Raw genomic sequence first — 11,811 nt, 5'->3', positions numbered from 1 at the left:
ACGATTAAAAAGTTAACCCCACTCTCATAACACAGGGTGATCCCAAGTTTATTTATTTTCACAGAAAAAGCAGAGTTAGTGTTAAGGCAAACAAATGCTTTGACTCCCGTTAAATTATTCAAGTTAAAATATGGCTGTAATTAGTTGAATTAACGGCCATTTGGTAGTTTGGGCACAAGATATTGTCGTATCTTGGTTCACTAACAATTGGATGCTCGAGGAAGTTGTCGACGTTAATCGGCGTGATTAACTACCATTCGGGAGCTTAGGGACCGGTTTTTGGCGTTAAAAATTTAATATGTACATTCAGAGATCACAGTTATCGCCGTTAAAGTCTATCGTCCCAGGTGCCGAAATAGAACCAAGTCTTTTGACTTGATTTTTATGAAATAAATGAAAGAATAATTTTATAACTCTGCATCATTGCCAGAGAAACAGCTTAAAATAAATGCTATTTCCAATAGAAGAGGATGTTCCTATATGTCATTTGACGGTTTATTTACAAGAGCTATGACCAAAGAACTGATGGACACTTTAAAAGGCGGCAGAATTAATAAAATCCAGCAGCCATATAAAAATGAAATGATTTTGGTTGTGCGGGCTAACGGTAAAAACCACAAGCTACTTCTTTCCGCTCATCCTAGCTATGCCCGGGTCCAAATTACCAATGAAGCACATGATAACCCTTCAGAACCCCCAATGTTCTGCATGTTATTAAGAAAGCATCTGGAGGGTTACATCCTTGAAGATATCCATCAAATTGGGCTGGACCGCATTATGGTCTTTGAAGTTAAAGGAAGAAATGAGATCGGCGATACATCGTATAAACAGCTGATTGTAGAAATCATGGGGCGGCACAGCAACATTTCACTTGTGGATAAAACACGCAACATCATTCTCGACAGCATTAAGCATGTATCCTATGCAGTAAACAGCCATCGCGCCATTTTGCCAGGTCAGGAATATGTTCTTCCTCCTTCCCAGAATAAATATAATCCATTCGATGCTGATGAACAGGAAATTTTGCGCAGAATTGATTTTAATAGCGGGAAGATTGATAAGCAGCTTGTGGAAAAATTCGCAGGTATTTCCCCGCTTTTTGCGAAGGAAGTCATTCAAAATGCAGGACTAGCCAACAGGACAACTGTCCCTAATAGTTTTTTGAACTTAATTGGTTTAATAAAAAACCATTCCACACAGCCTTCCATCACAGCTGCTGAGAAAAAAGAAAGCTTTTATTTATTTCCGCTAAGCCATTTAAAAGGCGAAAGCCGAGTGTTCCATACTCTAAGTGAAATGCTTGACCGTTTTTATTTTGGAAAAGCAGAAAGAGATCGGGTCAAACAGCAATCCAATGACCTTGAGCGTTTTATCGTGAATGAAAAGGAAAAAAATGAAAAGAAAATTGAAAAGCTGAAGAGAACTTTAAAAGAAGCAGAAAATGCCGATAAACATCAACTATTTGGGGAATTGATTACAGCCAATATCTATGCGATCCAAAAAGGGATGAAAGATGTTGAAGTCGTCAATTATTATGATGAAAATGGCGAAACTGCAGTGATTCCGCTGGATCCTCAAAAATCTCCATCTGAGAATGCCCAAAAGTATTTTACTAGGTATCAAAAAGCCAAAACTGCCATTGTTGTTGTAAAGGACCAGATTAAGAAAGCGCAAGAAGAAGCAGTTTATTTTGATTCTCTCCTGCAGCAGGTAGAAACAGCTTCAACAAGAGATATCGCAGAGATTAGGGAAGAGCTTGTGGAAGGCGGTTATTTAAGGGAAAAGCAAAAACGCGGCAGCAAAAAGCCACAAAACCTAAAACCAACGCTTGATCGCTATATCTCAACTGATGATTCAGAAATTCTGGTTGGGAAAAATAACAAGCAAAATGACTATTTAACAAACAAAGTGGCGGCGCGTGATGAAATCTGGCTGCATACAAAGGATATACCAGGCTCGCATGTGGTCATCCGCAGCAAGGAACCTGCTGAACAAACCATCCTTGAAGCAGCTTCCCTGGCAGCTTATTTCAGCAAAGCGCGCAATTCCAGCTCAGTCCCAGTTGACTTTACCCAGGTCCGGCATGTAAAAAAACCAAGCGGTGCAAAGCCGGGATTTGTCATATATGACCATCAGCAGACGGTCTATGTGACACCGAATGAAGAGACTGTTCTTTCATTAAAAGATACTAAATAACAAAAAAAGCAAGCATTGGCCGCTTGCTTTTTTCCTTGTGAATGCAGTTTCCTTTATTGTGTAACCTTCTCCCATTCAGATGGGTCATTGCGCCATTCCGCCAATTTTTCCATATCTTCTTTTTCAATATGGCCTTTTTCAATTGCGGCCACTGTCAAAGCTTCAAAATCTGTCAAAGTAAATGCCTCAATCTTTTCTTGAGCAAGCATCTCTCTGCCCTTTTCAAGCTGATATGTGAAGATTGCAGCAACACCCAGCACTTCACAGCCGGCTTCTCTTAATGCTTTGACCGCTGTAATAGCGCTTCCACCAGTCGATATGAGGTCTTCTACAACAACCACCTTCTGACCTGCTTCTGCTTTTCCTTCAATTTGCTTGCCCTTCCCATGTCCTTTTGCTTTGGAACGCACATAGCACATTGGCAAGTCCATCAAATCACTTAACCAAGCTGCATGAGGGATTCCCGCGGTTGCTGTTCCAGCAATAAGTTCTGCACCCGGAAATTTTTCATTTATGATTTCCTTCAGTCCCGCCGCAATTTCTTTTCTCACTTCCGGGTAGGAAAGTGTCAGGCGATTATCACAATAAATAGGAGCACGGAGGCCTGAAGACCATGTGAATGGATCTTTAGGGTTTAATGCAACGGCTTTGATATCCAATAACCTTTTTGCTATTTTATGCTTCATTTAGTGCACCCTCCCATAATTGCTTGCATTGTAAATATTTTTCAAATGGATTTTGTGATTTCGTAACCGAGCGGCCTACTACAATGGCTGAAGCTCCCTCTGCGCTTGCGAAGTCCGGTGTGGCAACCCTCTTTTGATCCCCGGAATCATCTGCTAACAGCCTAATCCCCGGTGTCACAGTTAAAAAGGATTCGCCTAAATGGGAGGTTATTTCCTTTGCTTCAAAACTCGAACACACAACCCCATCAAGGCCTGACTCTTTGGCAATGCTGGCATAATGAAGAACTGATTCATTGAGTGTGACGGGTATCAATTGCTCTGATTGCATTTGCTGTACTGACGTGCTTGTCAGCTGTGTAACGGCTATACAGTAAGGCCTTTTTCCATTACTGCCTGTTTCAAGGCCTTCTAGTGCTGCTTCCATCATGGCTTTCCCTCCGGCCGCGTGCACATTCACTATATCGCAGCCTAAACGGGCCAGGCCTTTCATTGCGCTTTTAACTGTGTTTGGAATATCATGGAGCTTTAAATCAAGGAAAATCCCATGGCCTTTTTCTTTTAGAGCATAAACAATAGAAGGGCCCTCCTGATAAAATAGCTCCATTCCCACTTTCAAAAATAATTTTTCATTCCCAAAGTTTGCAAGAAAAGTATTTACCTCTTCTTTTCCTGCAAAATCAAGAGCAATAATAAGCGGCTTTTTCATGTTTCTTCCAGCTCCTTCCTGTACACTCAGAAATATGCTCAAAGCCTAGGTTCTTTAGTAGGTTCGGCAGCTCATCGATAATTTTCGGGCAAACAAATGGGTCTACAAAATTGGCTGTGCCTACAGCCACTGCACTGGCACCTGCATAATAATACTCTATAACATCCTCTGCTGTTTCAACTCCGCCCATGCCGATGATTGGGAGGGATACCTGCTGGCTCACTTCATAAATCATTCGGAGAGCTACTGGCTTAATGGCTGGTCCCGAAAGTCCGCCTGTTTTATTCGCCAAAATCGGCTTCCCAGTTTTAAGATCCATTCTCATGCCAACAAGAGTGTTGATCATCGTTAATCCGTCGGCTCCGCCATCTTCAACGGCTTTAGCCATTTCTACGATATTTGTGACATTCGGCGAAAGTTTTACAAATACAGGAACCTCTGAAACTTCTTTTACTTTTTTCGTTAAATTCTTGGCTGTTTCAGGGATGGTTCCGAAAGCGATTCCGCCTGTTTTTACGTTCGGGCAGGAGATATTAAGTTCTAAAGCATGCACATTCTTTGCAGCAGAAATCCTTTTTGCAACGGCAATATAGTCTTCTTCCTGTGATCCAGCTACATTTGCAATGATTGGTACATCGAATTGTTCTAGCCACACCAGCTCTTCATTTACTACTTTATCGAGTCCTGGATTCTGCAGACCAATTGCATTCAGCATTCCTGCTGATGTTTCTGCAACTCTTGGTGTCGGATTTCCAAATCGGGGCTCTAGCGTTGTCGCTTTTATCATAATTGCACCTAGCTTGCTCAAATCATATAGCTGGCTGAATTCTCTGCCGAATCCAAAGCAGCCTGATGCAGGCATAACCGGGTTTTTTAAATCAAGCCCTGGCAAGCTAATTTCCAAGGAACTCATAGGACAACCTCCCCTGCTTTAAAAACTGGACCGTCACTGCAAACCTTCTTATAGCTGTATCCGTCGGGATCGTCCCCTGTATGGCTGACACATGCAAAGCATGCACCTATACCGCATCCCATTCTTTCTTCGAGGGACAGGTACACATTTTTATGAGAGTATCTATTTTCCAAAGCCTTAAGCATCGGGGTTGGTCCGCAGGAATATAAAATATCGAAATCGATTTCATAGTGATCTATTACAGTCGTTACAAAACCTTTCATTCCCTTCCTTCCATCAGCTGTGGCAGTATAGGTCTCACCAAGCAGCGTAAATTTCTTTTCATAAAAAACAGCACTAGCTGACTGAAAGCCAAGAACATGGATAACCTTTACACCTTGACTAACAAGCTGTTTTGACAATTCATATAGGGGAGGAACTCCGATCCCGCCGCCAACTAAAAGAGCAGTATCCCCTTTTTTAGCTTCCTTGACTGGAAAACCATTTCCAAGCGGCCCCAATACATCGACACGATCACCAGCTTTTTTTTCAGAGAGTTTAACAGTCCCTTTCCCTTCAGCCCGGTAAATCATTTTAAATTGGCTTAGATCTGGAAGGATTTCAGCAATGCTGATCGGCCTTCTAAGCATGGGGTCATAGCCCTCCGCTACTTTTAAGTGGACAAACTGGCCAGGCTCTATCATTTCATGAACAAGCTCACCTTGAAGGGTGATCTCATAAATGTTATTTGCCATTTGATGTTGTGAGATAACGGTGCACAGTTCTTGCTTGATCAAGACAGAACCGCCTCCCGAATATGTTCTGATTTTCCCATTGCATCAGCAGAGAAGTTCATGGATTCAATTACTTGCAGAATGGCTTCAGCCGTATCCAAAGAAGTCAGGCATGGTACGCCATTTTCAACAGATTCACGGCGAATTCGAAAACCATCCCGTGCTGGCTGCTTGCCTTTCGTTAAGGTATTGATGACAAATTGCGCTTCTCCATTTCTGATTACATCCAGAAGATTTGGCCCTTCAGACCCGATTTTTCCAGTCACTTTGACAGGTATGCCTGCAGATTGCAGGAACAAAGCCGTTCCGCTTGTTGCCATCAGCCTATAGCCGATTGACACGAACCGTTTCGAAAGCTGCAGTGCTTCCTCTTTATCTTTATCTGCTACTGTCATGAGCACAGTCCCGAATGGCTGAATTTTCATCCCTGAAGCAACAAGGCCTTTATAAAGAGCTTTTTCAAGTGTCGTATCTTTGCCCATTACTTCTCCAGTTGACTTCATTTCCGGCCCTAGCGTGATATCCACTCTTCTTAGCTTGGCAAAAGAGAAGACCGGAACTTTTACAAACACGCCTTTTCTTTCTGGAAGAAGACCCGTATTGTAGCCTTGCTCTGCTATTGACTGTCCCAAAATGACTTTGGTAGCAATTTTAGCCATCGGCACATTTGTAATTTTGCTTAAGAAAGGAACCGTACGGCTGGATCGCGGATTCACTTCCAGGACATATACCTCACCTTTAGCAATTACATACTGGATATTTAGAAGTCCAATGATTCCCAGGCCTTTTGCCATCTTTTCTGTGTACTCAACCAATTTTTCTTGAACCACAGCCGAGATGTTCTGCGGAGGATAAACTGCGATTGAATCCCCAGAGTGAACTCCGGCTCTTTCAATATGCTCCATGATACCTGGGATAAGCACATTCTCCCCATCTGAAATGGCATCTACTTCAATTTCCTTGCCAGTCAGGTAGCGGTCGATTAGTACCGGGTGTTCAGGGTTTACTTTAACCGCATTCTCCATATAGTGAAGCAGCTCTTCCTCTTTGTATACAATCTCCATAGCTCTACCGCCAAGGACGTAAGATGGACGGACTACTACTGGATAACCAATTTCGCCTGCAATTTTTACTGCCTGGCCCACTGATAGAGCTGTCTTTCCTTTTGGCATTGGTATCCCCAGTTTACAAAGAGCATGCTCAAATTTATCACGGTCTTCCGCACGGTCAATGTTTTCTAGAGAAGTTCCGAGAATCCTGACGCCTCGCTCTACCAGTTTTGAAGCCAAATTGATTGCCGTCTGTCCGCCAAACTGCACCACTACTCCCTCTGGCTGTTCAAGATCAATAATGTGCATAACATCTTCTATCGTAAGAGGTTCAAAGTAAAGCTTGTCGGAGATGCTGAAGTCTGTTGAAACCGTTTCGGGATTGTTATTTATGATGATTGCTTCATAGCCAGCTTCCTTGATCGCCCAGACCGCGTGAACTGTTGAGTAGTCAAATTCCACCCCCTGGCCAATGCGTATCGGGCCTGAGCCTAGAACAACCACACTTTTGCGGTCTGTTGCCAACGATTCGTTTTCATCTTCATACGTTCCATAAAAATATGGTGTTTCAGATTCAAACTCCGCAGCACACGTATCAACCATTTTGTAAACCGGGACAATGCTGTTTGTTTTTCTCCAGTTGTATACGTCCATTTCACGGGAGTCCCATAGTTTAGCTATTATCGAATCTGCAAACCCCATTTCTTTTGCTGTTTTCCCTGTCTCAGGGTCAAATGGGTTTCCTGCTAAGACTTTCTCAAAATCTACTATCTTCTTAATCTTATGAAGGAAGAACAGATCAATTTTGCTCCAATCATGAATCGTTTGGATGCCTATCCCTCTGCGAATGGCTTCACCTATATAAAACAAGCGCTCATCGCCTGCTTTGCGAATCCTTTTTTCAATCAAATCATTTGAAATTCCGTCAGCATCTTTCAGCTCCAAATGATGGATATTCGTTTCGAGTGAACGTACCGCTTTTAATAATGACTCCTCCAGTGTACGTCCAATTGCCATAACTTCACCCGTTGCCTTCATCTGTGTTCCAAGCGAACGGTTAGCAGATTCGAATTTATCAAATGGCCAGCGCGGGATTTTTGATACAATGTAATCCAGTGCGGGTTCAAAGCAAGCATATGTTTTTCCTGTAACAGGGTTCATCATTTCATCAAGAGTCAGCCCAACTGCAATTTTTGCAGCCAATTTGGCTATCGGATAGCCTGTTGCCTTGGATGCAAGCGCAGACGACCGGCTTACACGAGGATTTACTTCTATAATGCAGTAATTGAAGCTATGGGGGTCTAATGCGAGCTGAACATTGCATCCTCCTTCAATTCCCAAAGCACGAATGATTTTTAATGATGTGTTTCTTAAAAGCTGATATTCCCGGTCACTCAATGTTTGGCTTGGAGCTACTACAATGGAATCACCTGTATGGATCCCTACCGGGTCAAAGTTTTCCATATTGCAGACAACGATTGCATTGTCATTGGAATCCCTCATTACTTCATATTCGATTTCCTTGTAGCCAGCAATGCTCTTTTCAAGAAGGCACTGAGTTACAGGGCTGTTCTTCAGCCCGCTCGTCACAATTTCTATTAATTCTTCTTCATCATGGCAGATTCCTCCGCCTGTTCCTCCTAGTGTAAAAGCAGGGCGTACAATTACCGGATAGCCAATCTCATTGACAAACCTATATGCATCCTCAAGATTATGAATAATTTCACTTTCAGGAACCGGTTCACCAAGCTCATTCATTAAATTGCGGAAAAGATCCCGGTCTTCCGCTTTTTGAATGGCAGTTAGTTTTGTTCCAAGTATTTCAACACCGCATTCTTCTAGAACACCAGATTCAGCCAGCTCTACAGCCAAATTCAATCCAGTTTGTCCGCCAAGTGTTGGAACAAGGGCATCCGGGCGCTCTTTGCGGATGATACGGCTTACGAACTCAAGAGTAAGCGGTTCAATGTACACTGCGTCTGCGATCTCAGTATCGGTCATAATGGTTGCTGGGTTTGAGTTTACAAGGATTACCCGATAGCCTTCCTCTTTCAGGGCAATGCAGGCCTGTGTTCCTGCGTAATCAAACTCCGCCGCCTGTCCGATTACAATAGGTCCTGATCCGATTACTAAAATACTTTTTATATCTGTACGCTTTGGCATGCTGCAGCACCTTCCTCTTTTTGAGATTCAATCATTTGCAGGAATTGTTCAAATAATCCATTTGCATCTTCAGGCCCCGGTGAAGCTTCAGGGTGATATTGGACAGTAAATGCCGGTACTTCCTTATGCTTTAGGCCTTCGATCGTTCCATCGTTTAATGCAATATGTGTAACTTCAAGCGGAGTCCCCGCAATCGAATTTTCTTCTACTGAATATCCATGGTTCTGGGATGTTAGCGCGACTTTTCCTGTGTGCAAATCTTTTACTGGATGGTTGGAGCCACGGTGGCCAAATTTCATTTTTTCTGTATTTGCTCCGCATGCTAGGGCAAAAAGCTGATGTCCCAGGCAAATTCCGAAAATCGGCACATTCCCCATGAGCCCTTTTATCATTGTGATAGCTTCCGGCACATCTTTCGGATCTCCAGGTCCATTGGACAGCATAACACCGTCAGGGCTTAAGCTCAGAATTTCTTTAGCTGTAGTGTTGTATGAAACAACAATCACATCGCAGTCCCGCTTATTTAATTCTCTTAATATACCATGCTTCATTCCAAAATCTACGAGGACAACCCTGCTGCCGCGTCCTGGACCTGGATAAGGTGTCTTAGTGGAAACCTGCTTAACCTGGTCGTTGCGCAGCTTTGATGCACGCAATTTTTCGATGATCGTTACAGGGTTTTCATTAATGCTGCAGATAGCCCCTTTCAGCGTCCCATGCTGGCGGATAGTTCTTGTTAACTTTCTAGTATCAATTCCTGCAATACCGGGAATGTTCTTCATCCGGAAATATTCGTCCAATGTCTGCTCATTTCTCCAGTTGGAAGGATAATCACATGCTTCTTTTACAATAAAACCTGAAATCACCGGAGAGATGGATTCAAAGTCATCCCGATTAATCCCGTAGTTTCCGATTAATGGATAGGTAAGCGTGACTATTTGCCCGCAGTACGAAGGGTCTGACAAGATTTCCTGATACCCTGTCATGCCTGTATTGAATACCACCTCTCCCATTGAATTTACATCACTTCCAAACCCTTTTCCGATAAAAATAGTTCCATCTTCCAGAATCAGCTGTTTTTTCATGCTTTTACACTCCCTCTGTTCCAGGCAATTTTTCCGTTAACCATTGTCATCACTGGCCATCCTTTGCAATCCCAGCCTGAGAATGGCGTATTTTTTCCTTTTGATAAAAACTGAGCAGGATTAATTTTTTCCTGTTGTTTCAAGTCCAGAAGAACCAAGTCAGCCTCTGCTCCGGTTTCAATTCTTCCTGACTGAAGGCCGAATGCCTCTGCAGGCTTAACTGTTAGATAATCGATCAGTTGCTTTAGTGTAAAGATTTCTCTTTCAACAAAATGTGTGTAAAGCAGCGGAAATACTGTTTCTAATCCGACAATTCCAAAAGGCGCCAGCACCATGCCCTCCGCTTTTTCCTCCACTGTATGTGGAGCATGGTCGGTTGCGATAAAATCAATCGTGCCGTCAAGCAGCCCCTCGATTAAGGCGTCTCTGTCATCAGCACCTCTTAACGGCGGGTTCATCTTAAAGTTTGAATCCAAGCCTGGAATGTCTTCGTCACTAAGCAGGAGATGATGCGGGGTTACTTCCGCAGTGACCTTAATCCCCGCACGCTTTGCATCTCTTACCACTCTCACCGATTCCTTCGTACTGATGTGGCAGACATGATAATGACAGTCAGCCGCTTCAGCAAGCAGGGCATCCCTAGCAATTTGTACAGATTCACAAACGGAAGGAATACCGTTCAGTCCATGCTCTTTAGCAAAAATTCCATCATGTACAGAACCTTTGTTAATAAGGGTATTTTCTTCACAGTGGGCGACAATCGGCATATTGATTTCTGCCGCTTGCTTCATTGCGTCAAGCATCATTGCTGCTGACTGTATTCCCACTCCATCGTCTGTAAAGGCAAATGCTCCAGCTTCTTTTAGCGCTTTAAAATCCGTTAATTCCTGGCCAAGCTCACGGATGGTTATGGAGGCATAAGGAAGTACCTTAACAGCCCCTGTCTCTTTAATGCGCTTATTCAGCTTCTCCATTTGTTCCTTCGTATCAGGAACCGGCCTAGTATTCGGCATCGCCGCAACAGTTGTAAAACCGCCTCTTGCGGCAGCCTTAGTGCCTGTTTCAATGGTTTCCTTTTTTTCTCCGCCCGGCTCGCGCAAGTGTATATGCAGGTCTATAAAGCCCGGTGCAACAAGAAATCCTTCTGCATCAATAATTTCCTGTGCTTCTCTTTCAATATTCAAGCCAATTTCAGCGATCTTTTCTGATTCTATATAAATATCAGCTCTTTGAAATTCCCCTTCATTAGTAAGCAACTGGCCATTTTTGATCAATATTGACATGATTAGCTCCCCCTTCAATTTGTTCAATGGATCTTTTTAACACTGCCATCCGGATGAATACTCCATTTTGCATTTGTTTGAAGATTCTCGAACGCTCGCATTCTACCAAACTATCTGCAATCTCTACGCCTCTGTTTACCGGAGCTGGATGCATGATAATGCTGTTAGGCTTCATTTTTCTCTCACGTTCTTCTGTTAATCCGTAAGTAAGGTGATACTCTTCAATAGTAAGATTTGCTTTCGACTCGTGCCGTTCATGCTGGATTCTTAATAACATTACTACATCCGAAGTTTCGATTGCTGTGTCAACATCTTCATACACGCCACTTTCAAGCATGACTTCATCAAACCATTCACTTGGGCCTGAGAAAACAACTTTTGCTCCAAGCCGGACAAGTGCATCCGCATTTGATCTGGCCACCCGGCTATGTGCAATATCTCCAATGATTGCTACTTTTAGGCCTTCAAAAGATCCAAATTCCTGCTTGATTGTCAGCAAGTCAAGCAATGACTGTGTGGGATGGTGTCCACAACCATCTCCTGCATTTAGAATGGAAACACCGCTCTTGCCTGCCAGTTCATCAAAATATCGATCTTCGCTATGGCGGATGACTACTGCATGAACCCCGATGGCTTCCAGTGTTTTTACCGTATCGTATAGTGACTCCCCCTTTGATACGCTTGAAGTGCTTACTTCAAAAGGGATGATATCCAATCCAAGTCGTCTCTCTGCCACTTCAAAGCTGCACTTTGTTCTTGTGCTATTTTCAAAAAAGAGGTTGGCGGCAAAAACCTTGTTTTCCGGTGTCCATGTTCCGCCATTTAAAAAGTACTGGGCATCACCAAGGATGTTAAAAATTTCTTCTATCCCCAAATCTGAGGTAGTAAGCAAATGCTTCATATTTTCCCTCCTCTTTATTTAAAGGCTTTTCGATAAGACTCATTGAAACTTCGGTG

At 43.1% G+C, this 11,811-nt stretch carries 9 protein-coding genes; 1 reads left to right on the top strand and 8 read right to left on the bottom strand.

Translation table 11 applies throughout. The features are described 5' to 3' along the window. Nucleotides 1-480 precede the first annotated feature (480 nt). Nucleotides 481-2,196, top strand: coding sequence for an Rqc2 family fibronectin-binding protein (locus NCCP133_RS17255; RefSeq protein ID WP_264806336.1), 1,716 nt, complete (start codon nucleotides 481-483; stop codon nucleotides 2,194-2,196). Nucleotides 2,197-2,249: 53 nt separating this feature from the next. On the opposite strand, the gene pyrE is transcribed toward NCCP133_RS17255, so the two are convergent. From pyrE to NCCP133_RS17215, 8 genes are read right to left on the bottom strand one after another with little or no spacing between them, the layout of a single operon-like run. Next, nucleotides 2,250-2,882, bottom strand: a complete 633-nt coding sequence (pyrE, locus tag NCCP133_RS17250; RefSeq protein ID WP_264806334.1) for an orotate phosphoribosyltransferase — start codon at nucleotides 2,880-2,882, stop codon at nucleotides 2,250-2,252. After that, entirely contained in the window at nucleotides 2,872-3,588 is a 717-nt protein-coding gene (pyrF, locus tag NCCP133_RS17245) for an orotidine-5'-phosphate decarboxylase (protein ID WP_264806333.1), read from the bottom strand. Before pyrF ends, pyrE begins: the two co-directional genes overlap by 11 nt. Then, entirely contained in the window at nucleotides 3,560-4,501 is a 942-nt protein-coding gene (locus NCCP133_RS17240; protein ID WP_264806332.1) for a dihydroorotate dehydrogenase, read from the bottom strand. The genes pyrF and NCCP133_RS17240 overlap by 29 nt, the downstream gene beginning before the upstream one ends. Continuing rightward, a complete protein-coding gene (locus tag NCCP133_RS17235; protein ID WP_264806331.1) occupies nucleotides 4,498-5,277 on the bottom strand; it encodes a dihydroorotate dehydrogenase electron transfer subunit in 780 nt (259 codons plus the stop codon). Before NCCP133_RS17235 ends, NCCP133_RS17240 begins: the two co-directional genes overlap by 4 nt. Beyond that, complete coding sequence (gene carB, locus NCCP133_RS17230) at nucleotides 5,274-8,486, bottom strand: carbamoyl-phosphate synthase large subunit (protein ID WP_264806330.1); 3,213 nt, start codon at nucleotides 8,484-8,486, stop codon at nucleotides 5,274-5,276. Before carB ends, NCCP133_RS17235 begins: the two co-directional genes overlap by 4 nt. Continuing rightward, nucleotides 8,465-9,571 carry a carbamoyl phosphate synthase small subunit gene (locus NCCP133_RS17225; RefSeq protein ID WP_264806328.1) on the bottom strand — a complete coding sequence of 369 codons (1,107 nt, stop codon included), beginning with the start codon at nucleotides 9,569-9,571 and terminating at the stop codon, nucleotides 8,465-8,467. The genes carB and NCCP133_RS17225 overlap by 22 nt, the downstream gene beginning before the upstream one ends. Beyond that, on the bottom strand, nucleotides 9,568-10,854 hold the full coding sequence (locus NCCP133_RS17220; protein WP_264806326.1) for a dihydroorotase: 1,287 nt from the start codon (nucleotides 10,852-10,854) through the stop codon (nucleotides 9,568-9,570). The genes NCCP133_RS17225 and NCCP133_RS17220 overlap by 4 nt, the downstream gene beginning before the upstream one ends. Next, the gene (locus NCCP133_RS17215) at nucleotides 10,817-11,755 is read right to left on the bottom strand and encodes an aspartate carbamoyltransferase catalytic subunit (RefSeq protein ID WP_264806325.1); all 939 of its coding nucleotides are present in this window, start codon (nucleotides 11,753-11,755) and stop codon (nucleotides 10,817-10,819) included. Before NCCP133_RS17215 ends, NCCP133_RS17220 begins: the two co-directional genes overlap by 38 nt. Nucleotides 11,756-11,811 lie beyond the last annotated feature (56 nt).

Source organism: Cytobacillus sp. NCCP-133 (assembly GCF_026011715.1).
Classification (GTDB): domain Bacteria; phylum Bacillota; class Bacilli; order Bacillales; family Cytobacillaceae; genus Cytobacillus.
The sequence above is the reverse complement of the archived record's forward strand: the minus strand, read 5'-3'. Positions and strand labels throughout refer to the sequence as shown.